Raw genomic sequence first — 26,057 nt, 5'->3', positions numbered from 1 at the left:
GCCCGCGGGCCGCACGGGCACCGGTCCGCGGCGTGCTGCGCGCCCCCGGCTCCGGGCGGCTCTCACCCCGCTTCCCGCTCGGTCAGCGCCTCGTCGCGCGCCGCCAGCTTCCGCAGCATCTCCAGGACCCGGTCCCGGGACTCGTCCGCCGCGTCGATCGCCTCCATGCACTGCCAGTACGTCGCCTCGTCGGCGGCGCCGCTGGCCATGCCCACCAGGGCGATGCCGACCTCGCCGAGCAGGCCGCCCAGGCACAGCAGCGTCTGGCGGGCGTCGTCGAGACCGGTGAGCTGGGCGGCGCGCAGGTGCCCGGGGTCGAGGTCCGGGGCGTCCAGGACACCGCAGCCCCGGCCCGCCAGCTCGGTCAGGCCCAGCGCCTCGCCGCGCAGCTCGGGCGGGCCGGAGACGGCCAGGCGGCTGCCGATCGCCTGCGCGAGGGCCTGCGCCTGCCAGACCTCCGCCATGACCTCCGGCACCTCGGCGCCCGCCATCAGTGCGCGCCTGCTCGTCACGATGAGCCGCACCGCGTCCATGGGCTGCCCCCGTTCGCCGGACGCGCTCCGCGCACGCCCTCCACGTCAACTCCCTTGTTCACTACCCAGAGTGAGAGGCCGTGAGACGAAAAGCCAGAGGAAGGCGGAAAATTGCGGACAACAATTCGGAGTCGGGCGGCTTTTTGACTACGCTCAGTGACTATCGCGTCGGAGGGTCCCTAGGGTCCGTCCGCCGGTCGGGGGCTCCGCGGGGCGCCGGGCCGGGACTGTGCGCCCGCCGCGGGGAAGCGGCTCTCGTTGCGGTCGATCTTGGCGTCCAGGGCGGCCAGCGGGTCGATGCCGAGGACCTGGCAGAACTGGAGGAGATAGGCGAGCACGTCGGCGACCTCGTCGGTGACGCGGTGCGCGGCGGCGGGGTCGTCCATGACGCGGGCCGACTCCTCGGGCGTCAGCCACTGGAAGATCTCCAGCAGTTCGGCGGCCTCCACGCTGAGGGCGGCCGCCAGGTTCTTCGGGGTGTGGTACGGCTGCCAGTTCCGCACGGCGGCGAACTCGGCCAGCCTGCGCTGCAGTTCCGGCAGGTCGGGGTGTTCCGTCACGGGCTCAGGTCTACCACGCTCACCCCGGCGGTCCCGGCCGCCCAGGAGGCGTCGCTGACCGCGCCGACGCACCGGATGTGGCCGCGCTCGCCCATCCGCACGGCCGTGCGCAGCAGTGCGGCGCGCTGGCGCGGGTCGAGGGCGTGGTCGAAGCCGTCGGCGAGCACGGTCAGGGTGCGCAGGGCGTCGGGCACCTCGCCGGGCGCGTCGACGTCCAGCACGCCGGAGCCGGTGAGCAGGACCAGCGCCAGCGCGAGGTAACGCAACTCGCCGTCACCCAGCCGTCCGAGGTCCGTGCGCACCCCGTCGCCGCGGTCCAGCAGCGCCCGTACGGTGCCGTCGCCCAGCGGCTCGGCGAGCAGATCGGCCACCGGCCCGGCGCAGCCGGCACCCAGCACCTCGACGAGCTGGGCATGGCGGCGGCCGCACTCGGCGCGGGTGCGCCACAGGACGTCGGCGAGGTTGTCGCAGCCGGACAGCAGCCGGCCCGAGCCGAGGAGGGCGGGCCCGCGCATCCGGCCGGGGCGCGGATCGCAGGCGAACACGGAGCGCAGGGCGACCACCATCTGCTCGGCGGCGGCGAGCACCCGGCGCTGGCCGTCCGTCTTGCCGGCCACCCGCAGCGGCAGCAGGGCGGTGCCGAGCCGGTCGTCGGGGAGCGGGGCGCGGGTCACCGGGGCGGAGCCCGCGGTGTGCCAGGCGGCCTGCACGGTGCGGCGGCCCGGGTCCCGCAGGGCCGTCTCCAGCAGGACGACGCCGCCCGCGGTGAGCCGTTCGCCGACGATCCGCAGCTCCGGCTCGGCCTGCACGGCGACGTCGAGGCGGACCGGCCCCTGCGCGCCGCCCGCGGTGCACCCGATCCGGAAGCCCCGCCGGCGCTGGGCGTCGGGCCGGGCCCGCTCCGGCACACAGGCGCCCGGATCCCGGAACACCTCCGCGAGCGGCGCCCCGCCGGCCAGCCCGGCCAGCGCCTCGTAGGCGCGCAGCGCGGTCGACTTGCCCGCCCCGCTGGGCCCGGCCAGCAGCGTCACCGCTCCCAGCGCGAACGCGGCCCCGCGCAGGCCGGCGAACGCCGACAGCCGCAGCTCGGTCACCCGGGGCCGGATGTCGCCATCGGCATCGGCATCGGCACCCGGCGGCGCGGGCGCGGGCAGGTACGCGGGCACGGGCGCGGGACGGACGGGCGGCGGGGCCATGTGGCCGACGTTAGGGCGCCGGCCGCGCGGCGAACCGTTCCGCCCGGGGCGCCTTCCTACGATCGGGGGACGCCGGGCGTGTCCGGTTCAGAGGCCGGAGGCGCCCGCGTCCTCCATCAGGCCGCTGACCTCCGTGCCGGGCGGGGTGAGCAGGAACACGTTGCGGTCGACCCGGTGCATGCCGCTGCCCAGGCCGAAGACGACGCCGGTGCTGAAGTCCAGGACGCGCTTGGCCACGTCGGGCTCCGCGCTGGACAGGTCGAGCAGCACGGGCGCGCCCGCCATCAGCGTCTCGGCGACCTCCCGGGCGTCGGCGAAGACGTTGACCCGCAGCACCACGAACCGGCGCCGGGTCTCGGTCTCGGCGTCCGGCAGCGAGCGGTGGCGCACCGCGGACGGCCAGGCGTCCCGGCCCCGCAGCGGCACGACCTGGGCGAGCCCTTCCCACTGTTCATCGGTGACGTCGTAACGGCTCACCGGCTCCCCCCGACCTGACTCGCATTCCATGCCTGCACCAGCCAATTCTTACGCCAAGTCACCCGTTCAGCCCAACAGCGACACGAAGCGCGACCGCACCGGTCCACGGCGCCGGGTGCCATCACGCGGGCGTACGGGCGCAGTTGGGGTGGATCGCCGCGGGCGAACCGGCAAGAAACGCCAAAAATGGTCCGGTTCGCACAGGTTCGTATGGATCAATGGTCCATCAGAGGGTTCTTACCGCCCTCACACTCGACTCTTCGGCTTCCGCGACATCCCGCTCACCGCTCCCCGCTAGCGTCTCCTGCCGTGCACGTGGCAGAGACACAGGCAGCGATCCGGCAGACGGCACCCGGGCGGTGGACGCGCTCCACCCGGGTCACCCGACAGGTGGGCCCGGACGAGCCCGGACCACCTGCGCAGTGGCACCGCGTGCTGACCCTGCTGGCGGGCGTCAGCCTGTTCATCGGCACCCGGTCGGTGTGGTCGCAGGCCGCCACGCACCGCCCGGCCCTGGCCGCGGTCGTCTCCCTCTGCTACGCCTCGATCCTGGTGACCGGCGTCCTCGCGCTCACCGTCCGCCGGGCGCGCTCGCTGGCCCGGCTGGACCTGGTGGTGCTGCTGACGGCGGTGACCCTCACGCTGTGCGCCTGGGTGCTCAACCACACCGGCAGCGACGAGGCGTTCCTCACCGCCCGCGCCGCCCGGGAACTGGCCGCCGGGCACCCCGTGTACGGCCGGCCCTGGCCGTCGCTGTTCAAGGGCACCGGCATCCCCCTCACCCCGACGATGGACGGCGGCTACGACTACACGTACGGCTATCCCCCGCTGGTGCCGCTGCTGACCGCCCCCCTGCTGTGGCTGGGCCGCGGCGGCGCCCCGGCGACGGCGGTGGCCACCGGCGCGCTGATCGCCGGGACCGTCGCGCTGTGGCGGCTGCTGCCGGCGCCGTGGCGGCCCGCGGCGACGATGGCCTGCCTCGGATTCGGCTTCCTGCCCACCTACGCCCGGCTCGGCTACCCGGCGATCACCGCCCTGGCCCTGCTGATCCCGGTGGTGGTGCACTGGCCGCGGCTGGGGCGGGGCGGGCGGCTCGGCGGGGCCGGTCTCGCCCGGGCCGCCTGCCTGGGGGCGGCCTGCGCGGCGCAGCAACTGCCGTGGTTCGTCACGCCGTTCCTGCTGGCCGGGATCTACGCCGTGCGCCGGGGCGAGCTGGGGCGGCGGGCGGCCGGGCTGGTGCTGCTGCGCCTGACCGGGACCGCCGCCGCCGTATGGCTGCTGATCGACGCGTACTTCGTGGTGCGCCAGCCCGGCCCCTGGCTCGGCGGGATCGCCCTGCCGCTCACCCAGGGCGCGGTGCTGCACGGCCAGGGCCTGGTCGGCGTCTCGCTGTACCTCACCCACGGCAGCGACCGGCTGGGCTGGTACTCGCACGCCAGCATGGTGTGCCTGGCGGCCCTGCTCGCGCTGTTCGCGCTGTTCGTACGGCGGCTGGGCCCCGCGGCGACCGTCCTGCCCTGGTGCGCGTTCTTCCTGGCGACCCGCTCCCAGGACGGCTACTACCTGATGATGACCCCGCTGTGGCTGGCGGCGGCGGTCACCGTGCCCCCGGCGGAGTTCGCCGGGGCCTGGCAGCCGCGCTCCTGGCTGCCGGCCGGCGCCCGGCGCCGGCCGGCGCTGCTGGCGGCGGCCGCGCTGCTGCTCGCCCCCGTACCGCTGAGCGCGCTGGCGGCGGTGACCGGCGAGCCGCCGCTGCGGATGGGGGTCACGGCGCAGCGGCGGGTGTCGGCCCACACCCTGTCGGGGCTGACCCTGCGGGTGACCAACACGGCGGGCGGGGCGCTCACCCCGCACTACATGCTGACGACCGGCCACGGGATGAGCCGGTACTGGACGGTGGTGCGCGGTCCGGCCAGACTCGCCCCGCACACCACCGCGACCGTCGGCATCCGCCCGGCCGGCGGCCGTTTCACCCTGCCCGCGGCGAAGGACGCCCCGCTCCGGCTGCGGGCGTTCACCGGCGACCCGCAGACGCTCTCCACCGAGGACGTACGGTTGGCCGGAACCCGCGGCGGCTGAGGCCCCGGAACAGCCCCGCAGAAGGCCCGGAAGGGGACCGGGAATGGCCCGCGCGGGGCCCGCGACAGGCCCGGACCGCAACCGGTCCGGAGGCTGCGAGGCCCAGGTCACAGCCCGAGAGAGGGAAACGTCACAACCCCTGCTCTGCTACCACTTGAGCGCCCTGGCCTAGCATCCGAGCCATGACGGTCCTGCCTGACGACGGGCTCTCCCTGGCCGCCGAGTTCCCTGACGCGACACACGAGCAGTGGCAACGCCTGGTCGAGGGCGTACTGCGCAAGTCGGGCAAGGAAGTCTCTGGCGAGGCAGCTGAGGACGCCCTGTCCACGACGCTGGAGGACGGGCTGCGCACCCGGCCCCTGTACACGGCGCGTGACTCCGCGCCCGATCCCGGCCTGCCCGGTTTCGCCCCCTTCGTACGCGGTGGTCGCCCCGAGGGCAACACCACGGGCGGCTGGGACGTGCGGCAGCGGCACGCTGCCCTCGCCGACGGCGCCGTACTGGCCGACCTGGAGAACGGCGTCACCTCGCTCTGGCTGGTGCTGGGCCAGGGCGGCATCCCGGTGCCGTCGCTCGCCCGGGCCCTCGACGGCGTCCTGCTGGACCTCGCCCCCGTCGTCCTCGACGCGGGCCGGGACACCGAGGCCGCCGCCGGGGCGCTGCTCGCGCTGTACGAGGAGCGCGGCGTCGACGCGAAGGCGGTGCGCGGCAGCCTCGGCGCCGACCCGCTGGGGTACGAGGCCCGCACCGGCGGCGGACTGGAGTTCGCACCGTTCGCCGCGCTCGCCGGGCGCTGTGCCGAGGCGTACCCGGGCCTGCGCGCGCTGACCGTGGACGCGCTGCCGTACCACGAGGCGGGCGGTTCCGCCGCGCAGGAGCTGGGTGCCTCCCTCGCCACCGGGGTGGCCTATCTGCGCGGGCTGACGGAAGCCGGCCTCGGTGTGGAGCAGGCCGTGGCGCAGCTGGAGTTCCGCTACGCGGCCACCGCCGACCAGTTCCTGACCATCGCCAAGCTGCGCGCGGCGCGCCGGCTGTGGGCGCGGGTGGCCGAGGTGTGCGGGGCGCCGGACGCCGGGGCGCAGGTGCAGCACGCGGTGACCTCACCGGTGATGACGACCCGCCGCGACCCGTGGGTGAACATGCTGCGCGCGACCGTGGCGACGCTGGCCGCCGGGGTCGGCGGCGCGGACGCGGTGACGGTGCTGCCGTTCGACCACGCGCTGGGCCTGCCGGACGCGTTCGCCCGCCGCATCGCCCGCAACACCTCCACGATCCTGGTCGAGGAGTCCCACCTGGCCCGGGTGATCGACCCGGCGGGCGGCTCCTGGTACGTGGAGCGCCTCACCGACGAACTCGCCCAGGCGGGCTGGGAGTTCTTCCGGTCGATCGAGCGGGACGGCGGTCAGGCGGCCGTACTGCGCTCCGGGCGGCTGCGCGAGGAGCTGGCGCAGACCTGGCGGGTGCGCTCGGAGCGGCTCGCCCGGCGGCGCGAGCCCATCACCGGCGTCAGCGAGTTCCCGCTGCTGGCGGAGCGCCCGGTGGAGCGCGAGCCCGCCCCCGAGCCGCCCTCCGGCGGCCTTCCCCGGGTGCGCCGGGACGAGGCGTTCGAGGCGCTGCGGGCCCGCTCCGACGCGCACCTCGCGGCGACCGGCTCCCGCCCCCGGATCTTCCTGGCCACGATCGGCTCGCCCGCCGCCCACACGGCGCGCTCGTCCTTCGCCGCCAACCTCTACCAGGCCGGCGGCATCGAACCGGTCACCGAGGGCCGCTTCGAGGACAGCGGCGCCACCGAGGCCGTGCTGTGCTCCAGCGACGCGCTGTACGCCGAACAGGCCGAGCAGGTGGCCGAGTTCCTGCGCGCCGCGGGCGCCCGGCACGTCGCCCTCGCGGGCCGGCCCGCCGGGTACGCCGGCATCGACAGTCACGTCTTCGCGGGCTGCGACGCCGTCGCCGTGCTGTCCGCGACCCTCGACCGCATGGGAGTGTCCTGATGGGAATCCCCGACTTCTCCGGCATCGAGCTGGGGACCCCGGTCGCCGACGGCAGCGACGGGGAGTGGCGCACGGCCGTCAAGCGGGCGACCGGCGCGGAGGAACCGCTGTGGGAGACGCCCGAGGGCATCGGCGTGAAGCCGCTGTACACCGGGCGTGACCTGGAGGGCCTGGACTTCCTCCGGACGTACCCCGGCATCGCGCCCTATCTGCGCGGGCCGTACCCGACGATGTACGTCAACCAGCCCTGGACGATCCGGCAGTACGCGGGCTTCTCCACCGCCGAGGAGTCCAACGCCTTCTACCGGCGCAACCTCGCCGCCGGCCAGAAGGGCCTGTCGGTCGCCTTCGACCTGCCCACCCACCGCGGCTACGACAGCGACCACCCGCGCGTGACCGGCGACGTCGGCATGGCGGGCGTGGCGATCGACTCGATTCTCGACATGCGGCAGCTGTTCGACGGCATCCCGCTGGACCGGATGAGCGTGTCGATGACGATGAACGGTGCCGTGCTGCCGGTGTTGGCGCTGTACATCGTGGCGGCCGAGGAGCAGGGTGTGCCGGCCGAGAAGCTGGCCGGGACCATCCAGAACGACATCCTCAAGGAGTTCATGGTCCGCAACACCTACATCTATCCGCCGAAGCCGTCGATGCGGATCATCTCCGACATCTTCGCGTACACCTCGCAGCGGATGCCGCGCTACAACTCCATCTCCATCTCCGGCTACCACATCCAGGAGGCGGGCGCGACGGCCGACCTGGAGCTGGCCTACACCCTCGCCGACGGGGTCGAGTACCTGCGGGCGGGCCGGGACGCGGGCCTGGACGTGGACGCGTTCGCGCCCCGGCTGTCGTTCTTCTGGGCGATCGGCATGAACTTCTTCATGGAGATCGCCAAGCTGCGCGCGGCCCGTCTGCTGTGGGCCAAGCTGGTCGGCCAGTTCGAGCCGAAGAACGCCAAGTCGCTGTCGCTGCGCACCCACTCGCAGACCTCGGGGTGGTCGCTGACGGCGCAGGACGTGTTCAACAACGTCACCCGCACCTGCGTGGAGGCGATGGCCGCGACCCAGGGCCACACCCAGTCGCTGCACACCAACGCCCTCGACGAGGCCCTGGCGCTGCCCACCGACTTCTCGGCGCGCATCGCCCGCAACACCCAGCTGCTCATCCAGCAGGAGTCGGGCACCACCCGGGTCATCGACCCCTGGGGCGGCAGCGCCTACGTGGAGAAGCTGACCTACGACCTGGCGCGCAAGGCGTGGGCGCACATCCGGGAGGTCGAGCAGGCGGGCGGCATGGCCCAGGCCATCGACGCCGGCATCCCCAAGCTGCGCGTGGAGGAGGCGGCCGCACGCACCCAGGCCCGCATCGACTCCGGACGCCAGCCCGTCATCGGCGTCAACAAGTACCGGGTCGCCACCGACGAGCAGATCGACGTCCTCAAGGTCGACAACTCCTCGGTGCGCGCCCAGCAGATCGAGAAGCTGCGGCGGTTGCGCGCGGAGCGGGACGAGCGCGCGTGCCAGGACGCGCTGGACGCGCTGACCCGGGCGGCCGGCGGCGACGGCAACCTGCTGGAGCTGGCCGTGCACGCGGCCCGCGCCAAGGCCACCGTCGGCGAGATCTCCGACGCCCTGGAGAAGGTGTACGGCCGCCACGCCGGGCAGATCCGTACCATCTCCGGGGTGTACCGCAACGAGGCAGGACAGTCCCCGAACGTGGAACGCACCCGGACCCTGGTGGACGCCTTCGAGGAGGCCGAGGGGCGCCGGCCGCGCATCCTGGTCGCCAAGATGGGCCAGGACGGCCACGACCGCGGCCAGAAGGTGATCGCCACCGCCTTCGCCGACCTCGGCTTCGACGTCGACGTCGGCCCGCTGTTCCAGACCCCCGACGAGGTCGCCCGCCAGGCCGTCGAGGCCGACGTGCACATCGTCGGCGTGTCCTCGCTGGCCGCCGGCCACCTCACCCTCGTCCCCGCGCTGCGCGAGCGGCTCGCCGACGAGGGCCGCGACGACATCATGATCGTCGTCGGCGGCGTCATCCCGCCGCAGGACGTGCCGACCCTGCTGGAGATGGGCGCCACCGCCGTCTTCCCGCCCGGCACGGTCATCCCCGACGCCGCGCACGACCTCGTCAAGCGGCTGTCGGCCGACCTCGGCCACGACCTGTAACCCCCATGGCAGCGATCGATCTCGACACGTATGTGAAGGGTGTGCTCGACGGCAAGCGGGCGCTGGTCGCCCGTGCCATCACGCTCGTCGAGTCCACCCGGCCGCAGCACCGGACGCTGGCGCAGGAGCTGCTCACCGAGCTGCTCCCGCACAGCGGCCGGGCGCGGCGGATCGGCATCAGCGGGGTGCCGGGCGTGGGCAAGTCGACGTTCATCGACGCGTTCGGCACGATGCTGACGGCGCTGGGGCACCGGGTGGCGGTGCTGGCCGTGGACCCGTCGTCGACGCGGACCGGCGGCTCGATCCTCGGCGACAAGACCCGCATGGAACGCCTGGCCGTCGACCCGGCCGCCTTCGTCCGGCCCTCCCCCAGCGCGGGCACGCTGGGCGGGGTGGCCAAGGCGACGCGGGAGTCGATGGTGGTGATGGAGGCCGCCGGGTACGACGTGATCCTGGTGGAGACCGTCGGGGTCGGCCAGTCCGAGACCGCGGTCGCCGACATGGTCGACTCGTTCCTGCTGCTCACCCTGGCCCGCACCGGTGACCAGCTGCAGGGCATCAAGAAGGGCGTCCTGGAGCTGGCCGACGTGATCGCCGTCAACAAGGCGGATGGGCCGCACGAGCGGGACGCGCGGGCCGCCGCCCGGGAATTGGCGGGCGCGCTGCGGCTGATGCACGGCAAGGACGCGTTCTGGACGCCGCCGGTGCTCAGTTGCAGCGCCCGTGAGTCGGCGGGCCTGGACACCGTCTGGGAGCGGTTGGAGCAGCACCGCACGCTGCTGGAGTCGACCGGGCGGCTGGCGGACAAGCGGCGCGAGCAGCAGGTTGGCTGGACCTGGGCGATGGTGCGCGACGAGCTGCTCGGCCGGCTGCACGCCGACCCGGCGGTGCGTGAGGCCGCGCCCGCCCTGGAACGGCAGGTCAGGGAGGGCTCGCTGACCGCGACCCTGGCCGCCGAACGCATCCTGCGGGCCTTCGGCGGACCGGCGGGACGGTGACGAGGTCCGGCGGGAGGGTGACGGGGTCCGGCGAGTCGGTGACGGGTGTGGCGGACCGGCACGGTCGCGGGGCCCGGCGTACCGGCCGGGAGGGCGCGTCGGGTCAGGACAGGCCGCCCTTCTCGCAGACCAGCCGGGCCACCTCCCGGAGCTTGACGTTGTTCTCCTGGGAGTAGCGGCGCAGCACGTCGAAGGCCTGCTCCTCGGCGAGGCCGTGCGAGCCCATGAGGATGCCCATGGCCTCGCCGATGACGTGACGGGTGGCGACCGCCTCCTCCAGCTGGGCGTGGGAGCGCGCGCTGGAGAAGGCGACCGCGGCGTGCGAGGCGAGCAGCCAGCCCGCCGTCTCGCTGGCCTCGGTGAACACGCCGGGCCGGCGCGAGTAGATGTTCAGCGCGCCCAGGTCCTCGTCCTCGGTGAACAGCACGAAGCCCATCATGCTGCCGATCCCGAGCTTGCGGGCCTGCGGCACGTAGGCGGACCAGCGTGGCTCGGTGCGGAAGTCGGCGATCCGGAACACCCGGTGACCGTCCGGCTCGCGGGCGGCGTCGTAGCAGGGTCCCTCGCCCAGGCGCTCCTGGAGCCGGTCGCTGTCGATGACGAGCCGGTCCGTCGGGGCGAGCGTCCGCGCTCGGCCGCGCCGCACGACGAGGATGCCGGAGGCGTCGCAGCCCTCGACGAGTTCGGTGGCGGAGGCGGTGATCCGCGCCAGGGTGTCGTCCACCGTCTCCTGGGCCAGGAGGTCGCGTGCCAGGATCGCCATGTCCTGCGCGAAGGCTTGCCAGTCCATGCGGTCCTCCGTCTCACCGACGGGACCGGGACGACGTCCTGCTCCTGGTCCCACCACCATCCCCATGCTGGCAGGGCGGGGGCCGCCGGCGCAGCCGGTGACCGGCGGCGCGGGCCCGCTGGACCGGGGCCGGTGGGAGGGGTCAGCTGGGGCGGCGGCCGGCCACGCTGCCGCCGGGATCGTCCGCCAGCGCGATGCGGGCCGTGATCCGCTTGCCGACCGGCTCGCGCTGCGCCTCGAATCCCTGGGCGACGGCCATCACGATCTCCAGCCCGTGCTGGCCCACCCGCCCCGGGTCGGCGGCCCGGGCGATCGGGAGCACCGGATCGCTGTCCCAGACCATCACCTCCACGACCGAGCCGTCCACGCGCAGGTCGAGCAGGACCGGCCCGGGAGCGTACTTGCGGGCGTTGGTGACCAACTCGCTGACCACCAGCTGGGTCAGGTCCATGGCACGCGCCGAGACCGGAATCCCGTACTCCGACTGCACCCGGCCGAGGAAATCGGCCGCGAGACGGCGGGCCTGGGCGATGCACGCCCCGTCGCCGTCCAGCGCCGCACTCATCCGCAACAGGTCGGAATGTGGCACTGTGTGCCCCTCTCCCAGAGGAGCTGCATCCATCCCGACCGCCCTCACTACCCCGTTCATACGCCCGCGTATACCCGCCTCGGCCCGGTGCACGCCCGCGCACTTCCGGTTGGCTGAGCCAATCAGGTGTGCCACCCGTAGGATGCGGGGCAGACTTCCGGCCAGGACCGTTGGCCGGAGATTAACCGAGCGTTCTTGCTGAGGGAAGTGTGGCAGACGACCACAGAACACCGGGCCCCGACCGCCTGACGGTCACCCGTGCCCGCACGGACGGCATCGACGTCGTCACGGCGACCGGCGAGATCGACCACCACACCGGGGATCCCCTCCGCCGGGCGCTGGCGCCCGCCGACGACGCCACGCCACCGCGGACGGTGCTGAACCTCGGCGGGGTGACCTTCATGGACTCCAGCGGCATCAACATCCTCATCGCCGCCCACCACGCCGCCCGCGAGGCCCGGGGCTGGCTGCGGCTGGCGGCCCCGACGGGCTCGGTGCTGCGCACCATGCAGATCGTCGGCCTGGACGACGTCATCGACTGCTACCCCACCCTGCACGACGCCCTCGGCGTCTGACACCGCCACCGCGCCGGGCCCGGGACCTTCCGGCGGGCGGTGGGGCCGCTTGCGGTGTGAGCCGTGCGCACGGGGACATCCGCAGGTCATGAACGTGCTGACAGGCGTGCGCGAAGTGGACCGGGTAGTGACGCAGCAGGCGGCGAGCCGCATCCCGCCGGGGGTGGCCGATGTCCTCTCCGCGGTGGAGGAGGCGGCGTCGGGCAGCAAGCTGTGGTGGGGCGCGGCGGCGGCGATGGCCGCGTTCGGCGGGCGGCGCGGCCGCGGCGCCGCGGTCGCCGGGCTGTCGGCCCTGGCCGTGGCGCAGCTGGTCTCCAACGGGCTGTGCAAGCAGCTGAACGACCGGTCCCGGCCGCCGAAGGAGTGGATCCCGCACGACGAGGTCGACGACCGTCCCGACTCCGCCTCCTTCCCCTCCGGGCACACCGCGGCCGCGGTCGCCTTCACCGCGGCCGTGGGCCGGCTGTGGCCGGCCGCGGGCGCGGTGTGCGCGGTGCCCGCCGCCCTGGTCGCCGTCGAGCGGGTGCAGTCCGGCGCCCACCACCCCAGCGACGTGGTCGGCGGCGCCGCCGTCGGCCTCGCCGCCGCCCGGCTCGTCCGGCACGCGCCCTGGCCGGCGCGGCGCACCGAGCGGCGCCGCTGACGGAGCGGACGCCGCGCCGGATCGGCCGGGCCGCCGCAGGCATGAACCCGCTCGCCGGGGAGAACAGTGGAGGCGAGGACAGGGGCACACCCACCACCCGTCGAGGGGGAAACCGCCATGCGGGCGATCACGCCGCGCGACGCACTCGCCGTCACCGCCGCCGCGTTCCTGGGCGCCGTCGTGGCCGCACGCTGGTGGGCGGGCCGCCGGCCGGACCCGTACCCGGGTGCGGACGTCCTGGTCGAGGACCGGGTCGGGGAACTCCACCTGGCCTTCCGGGAGGGCGACAGCCCCGCCGACGGTGCCCCGGAGGACGTACTACGGCAGTACTGGAGCCTGCTGCACCCGCTGTCCCTCTCCGCGGACGGCGGGCCGGACGGCGAGCAGGGCGGCGACGGCGGGAAGCCCGCCCCGCTGACCGCCACAACGCCCCGGAACCGTCCCTCCCCGCTGTCCTGAAACGGGCCGTTCGGGGTACTCGCCCTCTCGTAAGGAGAGCCGGGCGGCAATGGCGCAGCCCGGCTCACCGCAGAGACGGGCGGGAGGTGATCACCGTGACGAGTACGCAGCCGCACCCCACCGGCACCGGCCACAGGGCGCCCGGCGCCGGGTCCGAACCGGTGAGCGAACTGGTACAGCGGGCCTCGCAGCAGCTGACCGAGCTGGTGCGTGGCGAACTGCGCCTGGCGCAGGCGGAGATGAAGGAGAAGGGCAAGCGGTACGGCAAGGGCGGCGGCCTGTTCGGCGGCGCCGGCGTGGTCGGATTCCTCATGCTGGAGGCCCTGGTGGCCACCGTGATCGCGGCACTGGCGGTCCCGCTGCCGGTATGGGCGGCGGCGCTCATCGTCACCGCCGTCCTGGGCGTGATCGCAGGGGTGCTGGCCATGAGCGGGAAGAAGCAGGTCAGCCAGGCCGCACCGCCGATCCCTGAGCAGACGGTCGAGAACGTGAAGGCCGACGTGGCCGAGATCAAGGAGAGCGCACACCGATGACACAGCCGCCGCACGACGAGCAGACCGCCGCCAACCCCGAGGAACTGCGCGAGCAGGTCGAGCGGACCCGCGCCGAACTGGGCGGGACCGTCGAGGCGCTCGCGGCCAAGACCGACGTCAAGGCCCGCGCCCAGGAGAAGGCGGCCGAGGTGAAGGTGCAGGCCGCCGCCAAGGCCGGGGAACTGAAGGACCAGGCCACGGTCAGGGCCGGCGTGCTCAAGGAGCAGGCCACCGTCAAGGCCGGCGAGCTGAAGGACCAGGCCACGGTCAGGGCCGGCGTGCTGGTGGAGCAGGCCACCGCCAAGGCCGGTGAGCTGAAGACGCAGGCCGCCGCCAAGGCGGAGGACGTGCGGACCAAGGCCACCGACCTGGCCCAGCAGGCGCAGGAGCGGCTGCCCGACCCGGTCAAGGACAAGGCCGCACTGGCCACCGCGCAGGCCCGGGAGAAGGCCGCGCAGGCCGGCCGCCTGTGGGAGGAGAAGGCGCCGGAGCCGGTGCGGCAGAAGGCGGCCCAGGGTGCCCGGCTGGCGCGGGAGAACCGCAACGCGCTGCTGGCGGCCGCGGGCGTGGCCGTCCTGGCGTGGCTGACCTTCCGCCGCAGGGGCTGACCCGGACGGAACGCGAGGGGTGCCGGACGGGATGACCGACCGGCACCCCTCGGCCGTGCCGTGTCAGTCGAGGGTGAGGGGATGTTCGGCCCAGATGGTCTTGCCGTCCGGGGTGTAGCGGCTGCCCCAGCGCCGGCACAGCTGCGCCACCAGGAACAGCCCCCGGCCGCCCTCGTCGGACAGCCGGGCCCGGCGCAGCCGCGGCTGGGTCTGGCTGTTGTCGCCCACCTCGCAGACCAGCGTCTGGTCGTGGATGAGACGCAGCACGACCTCACCGCCGCCGCCGTAGCGCACGGCGTTGGTGACCAGTTCGCTGGTGACCAGCTCGACGGGGAACTCCAGGTGCTCGAGGCCCCAGTCCCTGAGCCGGCGCTGCACGTGGTGCCGGGCGCCGGCCACCTCGGTGGGGTCGCCGGTGAAGCGCCAGGTGGCCACCGATGAGGCGGGCAGCCGGCGGACCCGGGCCAGCAGCAGCGACAGGTCCCGGTTCAGCGGGGCGGTGATCAGCCGCTCCCGGACCAGGCGGCTGGCCTCGGAGGCGGAGGAGCGGCCCTGCGCCGCGTCGGTGAGCGCCTCGCACAGCATCCGCTGCCGCATGTCGAGGGTGTCGCCTCCCCGGCCGGCCAGCAGCGCGGTGCTGTGGAAGGCCAGCAGGCTGCCGGGTTCGAGGACCAGGCTGACCGGCTCGAAGGGCAGCCGACCGTTGCCCAGCACCGGGCCGGGGGTCAGCTCGACCAGTGCGGCGGGCTCACCGGGGACCGCGAGGGCGGGCGGCGGATGTCCGGCGCTGGCCATCTCGCACCGGCCGTCGACGGGATCGTAGACACAGTAGAGGCAGGTCGCCGCCAGGCCCGGGCGGGGCGCACCGGCCGGGGCCGCCCCGGCGGCGGCGCGGGAGCCGTGGCCGTCTCCGCCTACGTCTCCGTCACCGTCCTCGTCGTCATCCTCCCCTTCCTCGAACGCGTCGTCGGCGAAGGTGTCGCCGGCGCGTTCCTCGGCCGCGAGCCGGACCACGAGGTCGTCGAGGTGGGTCAGCAGCTCCCCCGGTCCGAGGTCGAGGTCGGCGAGGGTGTGGATGGCCGTGCGCAGGCGGCCCATGGTGGCCGCGGCGGCCAGCCCGCGGCCGGGCACGTCACCGACGGCGAAGGCGATGCGCGAGGACGACAGCGGGATCACGTCGAACCAGGTGCCTCCGACGTCCTTGGCGCTGGCGGCGGGGAGGTAGAGGCCCACCGTGTGCGCCGCGCTGGTCTCCTTGATGTCCCGGGGCAGCAGACTGCGCTGGAGCGCCTCGGCGGTGCGGTGCTCGCGGGTGTAGCGGCGGGCGTTGTCGAGGGCGAGCGCGGCCCGTGACGCGATCACCTGGGCCAGGTCCGCGTCGCTGCGGCCGAACAGCGCGGCCCTGCTCGTACGCCACATCACCAGCGCGCCCAGCGGCCGTCCCCGGGCCACCAGCGGCGCGACGAGGTAGGACACCGCGGACGGGGGCAGGAGGAGGCGGGCCCGGTCGGGGTCGTTCGCCAGGTCGTCGAACCAGTCGCTCACGTCGGCCTTGTACGCGGCCCGTCCGCTGCGCAGGTGGTCGCTCTCCAGCGTGCCGACGCGGAACGACGCGCCCGGCGGGTGAATCTCCGCCGGCCAGGGGCCCCGGGAGGAGGCCACGGCGACCCTGCGCAGGGCGGAGGCGGGCCGCAGTTCCTGCGGTTCCACGCCGCGCAGCACGCTGTGGGTGAGGTCGACGGCGGCCAGGTCGGCGAAGCCGCCGCTCACCATGACGTCCGCCAGCTCCTGAGCCACCCGGGTGACGTCGAGACTGGCGCCGATGCGGTCGGCCGCGGCCTGGAGCAGCATCATCCGCTGCTGAGCCACCTGCTGCTCGGTGACCTCCGTGAAGATCATCGCCACGCCGCTGGGCGCGCCGCGGGCGTCGTGCAGGCGGAAGGCCGAGAACGACACCACCCGCTCCAGCTCGGGTGCGTCCCGGCGCCGGGCCGCGTGCACCCAGTCGATCAGCGGCTCCCCGGAGCCGGCGACCCGCTCCAGCTGCTCCCGGACGGCCGCGGCGTCCTCGGGCACCAGGACCTCCTCGATGCCCCGCCCCATCGGCGCGACCCGGACCCCGGCCTCGGTGGGCGGCCCCATGTAGGCCGGTGTCAGGTTGAGCCGGGTCACGTTCAGATCCATGTCGCGGATGGAGAGGCCCACGCGCTGCTGCTGGAACAGCGCGCGCACCAGGTCCTCGTCCTCCTCGCGGCGCTGCGCGGCGGCCAGCGGGAGCAGCCGCACGCAGAAGTACTCCTCGCCGTCCGAGGTCAGCGGGTGAACCTCGGCCCGCAGCGGGACGTCCCGCGAGCCGCCGCCGCGCAGCACGACCGTCCGCGACGCGGAGAGTGCTGCGTGGGTGCGCAGCCGCGGCCAGGAGGCGGGCTCCCGCAGCAGCTCCGTCAGGCACCGCCCGTGCGCCCACCGGCCGGGCCGTCCGGTGAGCCGTTCGACCTCGCCGCCGCACATGAGCACGTGACCGCCGGCGTCCACCACGAACAGGGCCTCGTCCTGGGTGAACGGATCACCGGGGGGCCGGGGGGCCGCGCCGGAGCGTCCCGGACCACCGGCGCCACCGGCAGCACCGGCACCGCCGGCGGCACTCGGGTCGCCGGGATCGCCCGGGGAGGTGTTCGGGTTCGCCATGCCGCTGCGCTTCCGCCCGTCAGGTGTCCGTTTCCTCCCCCCATTCAAGAGCCTCCGTGATCGGTGTGCGCGGCGGAGGGGGCCGGTGCGACGGCGCGGCGGCACGCCACCGGCGGGCCCGACCGGCCTCGCGCGGCCGGCCTCGCGCGGCCGGCCTCGCGCGGCCGGCCTCGCGCGGCCGGACGCACGAACGGGCTCGCCCGGGGCGGGTGCCCCGGGCGAGCCCGTGAGAGTGCGGCGCGGACGGCGTCGGCCGGCGGTCCGCGGTGCCGGGTCCGGTCAGCTGTGACGGCCGGGCTCGGTGACGGCCATGCTCAGTGGTCGCTGAGCATGCCTTCGCGCAGCCGGCCCAGCAGGCGGGAGATCAGCCGGGAGACGTGCATCTGGGAGACGCCCAGGCGCTCGCCGATCTCCTTCTGGGTCAGCTCCTCGACGAAGCGCCAGTGGATGATCTGCCGGTCGCGCTCGTCCAGCTCGGCGATCATGGGAGCCAGGGCGTGGAAGTCCTCGACCAGGCCGAGCGCGGCGTCGTCGTCACCGATGAAGTCCGCCAGTGCGGCCTCGCCGTCCTCGCTGCCGCTGATCGCGGCGTCCAGGGAGGCCGAGGTGTAGCCGTTGGAGGCCAGTCGCGCCTCGACGACCTCCGACTCCGGCAGGCTCATCAGCTCCGCCAGTTCCCTGGTGGTCGGAGTGCGGCCCAGGCGGCTGCGCAGCTCCTCGGTGGCGCGGGCCAGGTGCACCCGGGCCTCCTGGAGGCGCCGCGGCACGTGGACTGCCCAGGACGTGTCCCGGAAGAAGCGCTTGATCTCACCGACGATGTAGGGGATGGCGAACGAGGTGAACTCCACCTCGCGGGTCAGCTCGAACCGGTCGATCGCCTTGATCAGGCCGATCATGCCGACCTGGACGATGTCCTCCATCTCCTCCGGCCCACGGCTGCGGAAGCGTCCGGCCGCGAAGCGGACCAGCGACATGTTCATCTCGATCAGCGTGTTGCGCGCGTACTGGTACTCGGGAGTCCCCTCCTCCAGCACCGCGAGCTGGTCGAAGAACAGCCGCGACAGCTCCCGTGCGTCCTTCGGCGCGACCTTGGACGGGTCCGCTATCTCGGGAACGTCCACGGTCCGCTCGGTCTTCTGCACGGTCGTCGTCATCTTGCGCCCTCCCAGTCGATCGGCCTCGCCCTTTGTTCACCGGCCGAGCAAAGGGGCGGCTACCCCGCCTCACGCCATGCATGCCTGCCTCGGAAAAAATTTCTTGGAGCGCGCGTGAGCCGGAGCCCGCCTGGGCCGGTGCCCGCGTGAACCGGGGAGGGGACCGGGCCGGCGGGCCCGGGGAGGTGACGGGGCCGGCGGGCCCGGGGCGCGGAGGTCAGCCCGCGTCCTTGTCCCCGTGGCTGCGCACGACCTCCTTCACCTTGGCCAGGGCGAAGCCCCAGCCCTGCTCGACGGTGGGCTTGGCCGGCACGGCGACCTCGTCCGGGTTGGTGAGCACGTCGAGCAGGACCGGACCGGGGGTGGCGAAGGCGCGCCGTACGGATTCCTCCAGGTCGGCCGGGTCGGTGACCCGGATGCCGGTGATGCCCATGGCGGTGGCGACGGCCGCGAAGTCGGGGTTGTCCAGCACGGTGCCGAACTCCGGCAGCCCTGCCTGTTCCTGCTCCAGCTTCACCATGCCCAGCCGGCGGTTGTCGAAGACGACGAGCTTGACCGGCAGCCGGCTGGTCTTCAGGGTCATCAGGTCGCCGAGCAGCATGCTGAGCCCGCCGTCACCGCAGAAGGCGACGACCTGCCGGTCCCGGTCCAGGCACTGGGCGCCGAGCGCCTGCGGCATGGCGTTGGCCATCGAGCCGAGGTTGTAGGAGCCGATCAGCCGCCGCTCGCCGCGCATCTCGACGAAGCGGGAGAGCCACACCGTGGCCATGCCGGTGTCGGAGGTGAACACGGCGTCGTCGTCGGCGAGCCGGTCCACCACGGCGGCCAGCGCCTCCGGCCGGATGTCGTGCGTACGGTTGTCCAGCGCGGAGCGGACGCGGCCCACCAGGCCCTTGTCGTGCTCGGGGTCGGCGAGCCGCGCCTGCCCCTCGCGCCACCGCTCGAAGCGCTTGCGCGCGTCCTCCAGGTGCGACCGGTCCCGGGCCCCTCGCGTCTCCCCGCCCCCGGCGGGTTGCGCGGGGCCGGCCGTGAGGTGGCCCAGCAGGTCGCGGACGGTGGCACCGGTGTCGCCGACGAGTCCGACGTCGACGGGCACCCGGCGCCCAATGTGGGCGGCCTCGGTGTCCACCTGGATGACGGTCCGGCCCGACGGATACCAGTCCCGGTAGGGGAAGTCGGTGCCCAGTAGCAGGAGCGTGTCGGCGTCCTGGAGGGCGGAGGCGGCGGCCGGGTTGCCGATCAACCCGGTCTGGCCGACCTGGAAGGGGTTCGCGTCGCCCTCGAAGCCCTCCTTGGCCTTCAGTGTGAGCACCATCGGCGCGGCCAGCCGGTCGGCGAGCGCGAGCACGTCCTCGCGGGCGCCGCGGGCGCCCTTGCCGACGAGCAGGGTGACCCGCTCGGCCCGGTCGAGCAGGTCGGCGGCGCGCCGGACGGCGGACTCGTCGGGCCGGCTCAGCGGGGCGTGCAGGGAGAACCGGGCGGGCCGGTCGTCGGTCAGCTCCCGCTCCCCCAGGTCGCCCGGCACGGTCAGCACGGCCACGCCCTTGCGGCCCAGCGCGTTGCGCACGGCCGTCTCCAGCATCTGCGGCAGCTGGTCCGGGGAGGTGATCGTCGCCCGGAAGACGGCCACGTCGCTGAAGAGGGCGTCGTTGTCGACCTCCTGGAAGTAGTCGCTGCCCAGCTCCGGCAGCGGCACCTGACCGGCGATGGCCAGCACCGGGGTACGGCTCTTGGCGGCGTCGTACAGGCCGTTGAGCAGGTGGACCGAGCCGGGTCCGACGGTGCCCATGCACACGCCCAGGGTGCCGCTCAGCTGCGACTGGGCGCTCGCGGCGAAGGCCGCCGCCTCCTCGTGCCGGCAGCCCACCCACTCCAGGTCCTCGGTGGTGCGGATGGCGTCGGTCAGCGGGTTGAGCGCGTCCCCCACGACGCCGAAGACCTGGCGCACGCCAAGCTCGCTCAGCGCGTCCACGATGACGCGGGCCACAGTTCGTGCCACGGGATCCTCCAGATCACACGGTGAAGCGGTCGGGGTCGGCGGCCTTCCAGTCGGCCGCCCAGGACTCGGGGGGCCCGGCGAGCAGCTGCCCGGGCTCGAGCCACTCGTACAGCTCCGCGTAGGAGCGTTCGGTGTAGGGGTCGATGCGCCGGCGGAGCATGTGCGGGCGCAACTGCGCGGGGTCGGTGACCCCCATCGAGGCCATGATCTGCAAGGCGCTGGCCACCGTCGCCTCCTGCAGCCGCCGCACCCGCGGCGTCTTGTCGCCGACGTCGAGGGCCCGGGCGCGCCGGGGGTCCTGGGTGGTGACGCCGGTGGGGCAGGTGTTCGTGTGGCAGCGCTGGGCCTGTATGCAGCCCACCGCGAACATCATGGCCCGCGCGGCGTTGCCGTAGTCGGCGCCCTGCACCATGCGTTTGACCAGGTCGGCGCCGGTGGCGATCTTGCCGCTCGCGCCGATCCGGACGCGGTCGCGCAGACCCGCGCCGACGAGGGCGTTGTGCACGGTCAGCAGCCCCTCGGTCAGCGGGGTGCCGACGTGGTCGGCGAACTCCAGGGGCGCGGCGCCGGTCCCGCCCTCGGCGCCGTCGACGACGATGAAGTCGGGCGCCGTGCCCTCCTCCAGCATCGCCTTGCACACGGCGAGGAACTGCGGGCGCGAACCCACGCAGAGCTTGAACCCGGTGGGCTTGCCCCCGGACAGCTCCCGCATCCGGGCGATGAAGCGGACGAGTTCGCGCGGGGTGGAGAACACCCGGTGGTACGGCGGTGAGATGACCGTCCGCCCCTCGGGCACGTCCCGCACGCGGGCGATCTCGGCGTTGACCTTCGCTCCCGGCAGCACGCCGCCGATGCCGGGCTTGGCGCCCTGGGAGAGCTTGAGCGACACGCACTTGACGTGGTCGTGGGCGGCCTTGTCCGCGAACTCGCCGGGGTCGAAGTCGCCGTCGTCGGTGCGGCAGCCGAAGTATCCGGTGCCGATCTCCCAGACGAGGTCGCCGCCCGGGCGCAGGTGGTACTCCGACAGCCCGCCCTCGCCGGTGTCGTGGGCGAAACCGCCGGCCGCGGCGCCGCCGTTGAGGGCGAGGATCGCGTTCGCGGACAGGGAGCCGAAGCTCATCGCCGACACGTTCAGCAGCGCCATGTCGTACGGCTTGCGGCAGTCGGGGCCGCCGACGCGCACCCGCGGGGGTGTGCCGGGCACCGGGCGGGGCGCCATGGACGGCACGAGGAACTCGTACCCGGGCTGGTAGACGTCCTGTTCGGTGCCGTAGGGCTGTTCGGCGTCGGTGCCCTTGGCCCGCTCGTAGACGATGTTGCGCGTGTCCCGGTCGAAGGGACGCCCGTCGAAGTTCCGCTCCACGAAGTACTGCTGGAGTTCGGGGCGGATCTTCTCCAGGAGATAGCGGGCGTGGCCCAGGACGGGATAGTTGCGCAGCACGGAGTGGCGGCGCTGGAGGAGGTCCCAGGTGCCCAGCAGACCCACCAGGGCGAGCGGTACGGCGGCCGCCCACCACCAGGGCGACAGGCCCGCCGCGGCCACGCCCGCGGCGAGGGCGGTGAGCAGGAACAGGGCGACGATAGCGATGCGTGTCACTCCACGCTCCTTGCCCGCCGATCGCCCTCCATGTCCCGCGGCCGCCGTCCGCTTCCCTCCGGCCCCGACGTCGCCGGCCTTCAGCCGTCCCGGTCCTCGGCCGCCCGCCGGTCGAGCAGCGTGACGCAGGCCGAGGCGACGCGGGCGAGCGCGGGGTCGTCGTCGTGGGCCAGCCGCCGCAGCACACCGCGCGCGGCGGTCCCCGGCAGCTCGATCAGCGCCTGGGTCAGCCGCAGGCGCGTCGCGCGGTCCGCGGCGGGCGCGGCGAGTGCGTCCACCAGCGCGCTCGTGATCGGGCCGGCGCGGCCGGGGTCCCGGGACAGCGCGCCCAGGACCTCAGCGGCCTCGACGTCGCGGGAGCCCTCGGCCACCATCCCGACGAGCGCCGGCACCGCCCCGGCCACGCCGAGCCGGCCCAGCGCCACGGCGGCATGGCCGCGCACCGTGGCGTCCGGGTCCCCGAGCGCGTCCGCGAGCGCCTCGGCCGCGCCCGGTGCCCCGGCCATCGCGGTGATCGCCAGCACCGCGCGCCGCCGGACCTCGGCGTCCCGCGCGTGCACGCCGGCGGCCAGGGCGGCCACGCCGTCGCCGCCCGAGCGGGCCAGCGCCCAGCGCAGGGCGCCCGCGACATGCGGGTCGGGCTCGGCCAGGACCGCCTCGGCCAGCAGCTCGGCGGGCACCGGCGCGTCCGCCGGCTGGGTCAGCACGGCCTGCTGCCTGCGCGCGGCACTGGCCGAGCCGAGCCCTTGCAGAAGCGCGACGATGCGCAGGACGTCCTGCCAGCCGGCCGGCGCCGACGCGTCGACGGCGCGCAGCCGCTCCAGCAGCTCCCGTTCCCGCGCCAGGCGGTCCTCCGTCCACCGGATCAGGTCGTCGACCAGGGCGGACGGCGTGAACCCCGGGTCCTCCAGGGCTCGCGCGACCTGTTTGAGCGACAGCCCGAGGGACCGCAGGCTCTGCACGTGGAAGATCCGGCGCACGTCCTCGGCGGAGTACTCGCGGTAGCCGCCGACGGTGCGCCCCGTCGGCCGCACCAGCCCGAGGGCGTCGTAGTGCCGGAGCATCCGGGTGCTCACCCCCGAGTGCCGTGCCACGTCGCCGATCAGCATGACGCGGTGCCCTCAGCGGTCTCCGTGGCGGCCTCGGTGGCGGCCTCCGTGGCGGCCTCTGGGGCGGCCTCTGTGGCGGCCTCTGTGGCGGCGGCGGCCCGCTCCGGTCCGAGGGCGACGACCCGCCTGGCCTCGGCGACCGCCGCTTCGAAGCCGGTCTCCGGGTCCCGCCGGAGCAGCTCGGTGGCGCGGGCGTGCGTGGCCACCGCCGGGTCGGGACCGGCCGCCGCCTTCCGCAGGGCGGGCCCGGCCGCGTCCGAGAGGTCGACGAGGGCCCGGCTCAGACTCAGCCGCACGTCGCGGTCCCCGCGGCCGAGCTGCGTGAGCAGTTCACCGGCGAGGCGCTCCCTCTCGTCCTCGTCGTCGGGCACGAGCACGACCGCGGCCCGCCACGCGGTCCGCGCGACCTCGTCGTCGGGGTCGCGCAGCAGGGAGCGCGTGATCCAGGCGTACGCGCTCGCGTCCCCGATCTTGGACAGCGTGTGCAGCGCCTGGCTGCGGGCCCGGGCGCGCGGGGAGACGAGTTCCCGCCGGACGCGGGGCAGGGTGGCCGCCGGCGGCAGACGGGTCAGCGCCCAGGACAGCATGTCCCGCACGAAGAAGTCCGGCTCCACCGCGCACCGTTCGACGAGCGTCTCCAGCAGGCCGGTACCGGGGGCCGAGCCGGCCGCCAGCGCCGCCTGCAGCCGCACCGACGGCTCCCCGGCGCCGAGCGCGTCGGCCAGGCGGGCGGTGTACGGGGTCGTGTGTGTCGGGTCGATCGTGACCACCTCCGGCGTCCAGGGGACACCTTGTCACCGTGCCAAGGTCAAGCCGGTGACGGGCGGGGCACCTGACGCCTCGTGGCCGCGGTCGGCGCTCCACGGTCGGGGACAGGGCCAGGACCAGGTACAGCTGTGGCCAAAATTCGATCAAGGGGGCGGCCGGACCGGGCGGCTCGATCGTTGCGTACTCCCGCCGACCTGGCGCTCCTTTTCGCAGCTCAGCGCGGTGGAGCGGGCGGACGGCCCGGTGGGCGGGCATCGACAGCCACGTCGAGCGCGGCTACCTGCCCAACAACCGCGCCGTCCCTTTCAGCCGCAGACACGTCCTCAGCGGCTCCATCGCCCAGCCTGCCCGCCGGCGGCGGATCCCGGTCCGACCTTGCCCCCGGGGGTGCGACCGGCATCGTCGACACCACGTCCGCGTCGGGCTTCACCTTTGCGACGGCAACGGGCGTGGAGGTCACCGTCGACGTGGCGGCGTCCACGACCTATGACAGTAACCGCCGCGGCAGAGCGCCGGTGCCCGTCGCCGGCCCGGGTTGCCACTGGCGGCACGCCCCCGTGGCAACCCGGTCTTCCGGCCCCGGCTTTCCCGCCGATCCGGCGCTCAGGCAGTCGGCCTCCCCACCCTCCGAGGGCTGAGCCCGGGCCCAGCCTCCGGGCCGGGTGCCTTCCAGGCGGCCCGAGCACGACGGCCCGCCGCACAGTGCTGCAGGGCTGGGTCAGGTGGTCGGCGGGCTACGCGGAGGCCATGGTGAACTGCTCGCGGGTTCCGATGGCCGTCCGGTTGGCGATGAGCGGGGACGTCCCGGTGTTGTCCGCGCTGACGTACTGGTTGTTGGCCAGCGCCTTGAAGCTGACCGTGCCATTCGAGTTCCTGATCAGCTGGAAGCTCTCCCAGGTTCCGACGGCCGTCCGGTTGGCGATGAGCGGGGACGTCCCGGTGTTGTCCGCGCAGACGTACTGGTTGTTGGCGTGGGAGAGCAGCGCGACGTTGCCGCTGCCCGCGTCGACGAGGGTGAACTGCTCCCAGGTACCGACGCTCGTCCGGTTGGCGACGAGCGGGGACGTCCCGGTGTTCTCGGCGCAGACGTACTGGCTGTTGGCCAGCGCCTTCAGCGAGATCACCGAGCCGACGCCGGGCGTGGTGCCCGAGAGCACCGGCTGGGTGGGGCGGGAGGCGGTGAGGGCGATCTGGCCCTTGAGCATCCTCCCGCCGTCACCGGTGAGCCTCAGGTAGTAGTCGGAGGAACAGGCGGTGCCGTCCTCATCCAAGGCCGGCATCCCGCTGTTGGCCGGTGTCCAGGCCTGGGATTCGGCTGTCTTGGCGATCTGGTTGCCCTCGTTGTACTCGTCGAACATCGATATATAGATGCCCTGCACCCCGGCCCGCACCATGTTGTAGAACTGCCGCCACATGAAGTCACCGTGCGCTCGCTGCCGCGCCGAGACGTCACCGGGCAGGACGCACGGCTGGTAGTCGATGCCGTGCGCGGCGCAGTCGGCGACGTCCGGCACGGTCGCCACGTTGTAGAAGTTGTCGGCGTCGGCGACAGTGCCGATCCGGCCGACCATCCACGGGGAGATCATGTCGAAGGCGTGATAGGTGTCCAGGAACCCGGTTCTGGAGTCGCCGGTGCCGGTCCGCCACCAGGTCGGCACGCCGCCGATCACGTAACATCCCTGGGACTTGAACCAGTTGATCACGTCCAGGGCCTGCGCGGCGGTGGCCGGGTGATTGCTGTCGTTGAAGCCGAAGCCCCATACGCAGACGACCGGCTTGCCGTTCTGCTTGGCGTACGCCGAGGAGGCAGTGTGGGCCTCCATCTTGTTGGACCAGTCCGTTTTGATCTCGGACTGCATGTTCGTCCAGCCGGTGACGTCGTACATGATGTAGAACTTTCGGCCGTATGACTCCGCGGCGCTGCGCACCTTGGTGGCCATCGCGTCGCGGGTGGGGCCCTCGGCGCTGTTGGGGTTGAACCGTTGCAGGGCAGCGGTGTCGATGTTGTTCTGCTGCATCCACAGGAAGTGCGTGTTCACCGTCTGCTGGTCGTACGACGAGAACAGTGTCGCCGGCCGGCCGTTGCCCAGCGCGGCGAAACCGGTCTGGTAGGTCCTGGTGTACTCGCGCACGTCCGGCCAGCACTTGATGCCGTTGTTCGACGGGGACGGCGCTTGGCCGGAGTTGGGGCTCCAGTGCCACCAGGCAGTGATCGGCGCGCCGTCCCCGATGCACGCGAACCAGCCCTGGTAGCCGACCGTGATCTTCCCGACCACGTCTCCCGGCGCGCTGGCCGCCGATGCGGTGGGGGCCAGGCCGAGCACGGAAAGCCCCACGGCCGCCGAACCGCCGACCGCCGTGCTCAGAAATGTCCGACGCGTCACACCCACGTTGACTCCAATGTTCAACAGCTGAACGCAGCGACCAACCGATTTTTCATTCCGGTAATCAAGTAATTTCCTGAAGTTGCTCATTCAATGCATCCGCTGGAACGAGCCGGGCTCGGGACGCCCGGCTTTGGACGTCGTTGCCGCCGA

At 73.8% G+C, this 26,057-nt stretch carries 22 protein-coding genes; 9 read left to right on the top strand and 13 right to left on the bottom strand.

The window, feature by feature from the left end; all coding sequences use genetic code 11:
- Positions 1 to 62 precede the first annotated feature (62 nt).
- The 4 genes from ACZ6CZ_RS09160 to ACZ6CZ_RS09145 form a co-directional block, all read right to left on the bottom strand.
- Positions 63 to 533, bottom strand: coding sequence for a DUF6099 family protein (locus tag ACZ6CZ_RS09160; protein ID WP_469016975.1), 471 nt, complete (start codon positions 531 to 533; stop codon positions 63 to 65).
- A gap of 179 nt (positions 534 to 712) precedes the next feature.
- Positions 713 to 1,093, bottom strand: a complete 381-nt coding sequence (locus ACZ6CZ_RS09155) for a nucleotide pyrophosphohydrolase (RefSeq protein WP_469016972.1) — start codon at positions 1,091 to 1,093, stop codon at positions 713 to 715.
- On the bottom strand, positions 1,090 to 2,289 hold the full coding sequence (locus tag ACZ6CZ_RS09150; RefSeq protein ID WP_469016969.1) for an AAA family ATPase: 1,200 nt from the start codon (positions 2,287 to 2,289) through the stop codon (positions 1,090 to 1,092). Before ACZ6CZ_RS09150 ends, ACZ6CZ_RS09155 begins: the two co-directional genes overlap by 4 nt.
- Positions 2,290 to 2,376: 87 nt before the next feature.
- Positions 2,377 to 2,796 (bottom strand): cell division protein SepF, encoded by a 420-nt coding sequence (locus ACZ6CZ_RS09145; RefSeq protein ID WP_469016966.1) that lies wholly within the window; start codon positions 2,794 to 2,796, stop codon positions 2,377 to 2,379.
- A gap of 360 nt (positions 2,797 to 3,156) precedes the next feature.
- Between ACZ6CZ_RS09145 and ACZ6CZ_RS09140 the strand changes: the two genes are divergently transcribed.
- The 4 genes from ACZ6CZ_RS09140 (at position 3,157) to meaB (ending at position 10,008) form a co-directional block, all read left to right on the top strand.
- Complete coding sequence (locus ACZ6CZ_RS09140) at positions 3,157 to 4,845, top strand: hypothetical protein (protein WP_469017887.1); 1,689 nt, start codon at positions 3,157 to 3,159, stop codon at positions 4,843 to 4,845.
- 182 nt (positions 4,846 to 5,027) lie between these two features.
- Complete coding sequence (locus ACZ6CZ_RS09135; protein WP_469016963.1) at positions 5,028 to 6,836, top strand: methylmalonyl-CoA mutase family protein; 1,809 nt, start codon at positions 5,028 to 5,030, stop codon at positions 6,834 to 6,836.
- Positions 6,836 to 9,010: a methylmalonyl-CoA mutase gene (scpA, locus tag ACZ6CZ_RS09130; RefSeq protein WP_469016960.1), complete on the top strand. Its 2,175-nt coding sequence runs from the start codon at positions 6,836 to 6,838 to the stop codon at positions 9,008 to 9,010. Before ACZ6CZ_RS09135 ends, scpA begins: the two co-directional genes overlap by 1 nt.
- A gap of 5 nt (positions 9,011 to 9,015) precedes the next feature.
- Positions 9,016 to 10,008 (top strand): methylmalonyl Co-A mutase-associated GTPase MeaB, encoded by a 993-nt coding sequence (gene meaB / locus ACZ6CZ_RS09125; RefSeq protein WP_469016957.1) that lies wholly within the window; start codon positions 9,016 to 9,018, stop codon positions 10,006 to 10,008.
- A 103-nt stretch (positions 10,009 to 10,111) separates the two neighbouring features.
- On the opposite strand, the gene ACZ6CZ_RS09120 is transcribed toward meaB, so the two are convergent.
- Together ACZ6CZ_RS09120 and ACZ6CZ_RS09115 are read right to left on the bottom strand one after the other, a co-directional pair.
- On the bottom strand, positions 10,112 to 10,798 hold the full coding sequence (locus ACZ6CZ_RS09120) for a GAF and ANTAR domain-containing protein (protein ID WP_469016954.1): 687 nt from the start codon (positions 10,796 to 10,798) through the stop codon (positions 10,112 to 10,114).
- Between the two features lie 142 nt (positions 10,799 to 10,940).
- Positions 10,941 to 11,363: an ATP-binding protein gene (locus ACZ6CZ_RS09115; protein ID WP_469017885.1), complete on the bottom strand. Its 423-nt coding sequence runs from the start codon at positions 11,361 to 11,363 to the stop codon at positions 10,941 to 10,943.
- A 233-nt stretch (positions 11,364 to 11,596) separates the two neighbouring features.
- Between ACZ6CZ_RS09115 and ACZ6CZ_RS09110 the strand changes: the two genes are divergently transcribed.
- The 5 genes from ACZ6CZ_RS09110 (at position 11,597) to ACZ6CZ_RS09090 (ending at position 14,205) form a co-directional block, all read left to right on the top strand.
- Positions 11,597 to 11,962, top strand: coding sequence for an STAS domain-containing protein (locus ACZ6CZ_RS09110; RefSeq protein WP_469016951.1), 366 nt, complete (start codon positions 11,597 to 11,599; stop codon positions 11,960 to 11,962).
- A gap of 88 nt (positions 11,963 to 12,050) precedes the next feature.
- On the top strand, positions 12,051 to 12,605 hold the full coding sequence (locus tag ACZ6CZ_RS09105; RefSeq protein ID WP_469016949.1) for a phosphatase PAP2 family protein: 555 nt from the start codon (positions 12,051 to 12,053) through the stop codon (positions 12,603 to 12,605).
- A 117-nt stretch (positions 12,606 to 12,722) separates the two neighbouring features.
- A complete protein-coding gene (locus ACZ6CZ_RS09100; RefSeq protein WP_469016947.1) occupies positions 12,723 to 13,064 on the top strand; it encodes a hypothetical protein in 342 nt (113 codons plus the stop codon).
- A 161-nt stretch (positions 13,065 to 13,225) separates the two neighbouring features.
- On the top strand, positions 13,226 to 13,597 hold the full coding sequence (locus tag ACZ6CZ_RS09095; protein ID WP_469017882.1) for a phage holin family protein: 372 nt from the start codon (positions 13,226 to 13,228) through the stop codon (positions 13,595 to 13,597).
- Positions 13,594 to 14,205, top strand: a complete 612-nt coding sequence (locus tag ACZ6CZ_RS09090; RefSeq protein ID WP_469016944.1) for a DUF3618 domain-containing protein — start codon at positions 13,594 to 13,596, stop codon at positions 14,203 to 14,205. Before ACZ6CZ_RS09095 ends, ACZ6CZ_RS09090 begins: the two co-directional genes overlap by 4 nt.
- Positions 14,206 to 14,268: 63 nt before the next feature.
- Here the strand turns inward: ACZ6CZ_RS09090 and ACZ6CZ_RS09085 are convergent, their stop codons facing one another.
- From ACZ6CZ_RS09085 to ACZ6CZ_RS09055, 7 genes are all read right to left on the bottom strand, one after another.
- A complete protein-coding gene (locus ACZ6CZ_RS09085; protein ID WP_469016942.1) occupies positions 14,269 to 16,893 on the bottom strand; it encodes an ATP-binding SpoIIE family protein phosphatase in 2,625 nt (874 codons plus the stop codon).
- A gap of 314 nt (positions 16,894 to 17,207) precedes the next feature.
- A complete protein-coding gene (locus ACZ6CZ_RS09080; protein ID WP_469016940.1) occupies positions 17,208 to 18,047 on the bottom strand; it encodes an RNA polymerase sigma factor SigF in 840 nt (279 codons plus the stop codon).
- 217 nt (positions 18,048 to 18,264) lie between these two features.
- Complete coding sequence (locus ACZ6CZ_RS09075) at positions 18,265 to 20,046, bottom strand: thiamine pyrophosphate-dependent enzyme (RefSeq protein WP_469016937.1); 1,782 nt, start codon at positions 20,044 to 20,046, stop codon at positions 18,265 to 18,267.
- Positions 20,047 to 20,059: 13 nt separating this feature from the next.
- A complete protein-coding gene (locus tag ACZ6CZ_RS09070; protein ID WP_469016934.1) occupies positions 20,060 to 21,643 on the bottom strand; it encodes an FMN-binding glutamate synthase family protein in 1,584 nt (527 codons plus the stop codon).
- Positions 21,644 to 21,723: 80 nt separating this feature from the next.
- Complete coding sequence (locus tag ACZ6CZ_RS09065) at positions 21,724 to 22,752, bottom strand: MerR family transcriptional regulator (protein ID WP_469016931.1); 1,029 nt, start codon at positions 22,750 to 22,752, stop codon at positions 21,724 to 21,726.
- Entirely contained in the window at positions 22,746 to 23,522 is a 777-nt protein-coding gene (locus ACZ6CZ_RS09060; RefSeq protein ID WP_469016928.1) for a HEAT repeat domain-containing protein, read from the bottom strand. Before ACZ6CZ_RS09060 ends, ACZ6CZ_RS09065 begins: the two co-directional genes overlap by 7 nt.
- A 732-nt stretch (positions 23,523 to 24,254) precedes the next feature.
- Complete coding sequence (locus ACZ6CZ_RS09055; protein WP_469016925.1) at positions 24,255 to 25,910, bottom strand: DUF7910 domain-containing protein; 1,656 nt, start codon at positions 25,908 to 25,910, stop codon at positions 24,255 to 24,257.
- Positions 25,911 to 26,057: the final 147 nt, after the last annotated feature.

This window comes from Streptomyces sp. NPDC041135 (assembly GCF_055592085.1).
This window is presented reverse-complemented; position numbering and strand designations above follow the sequence as displayed.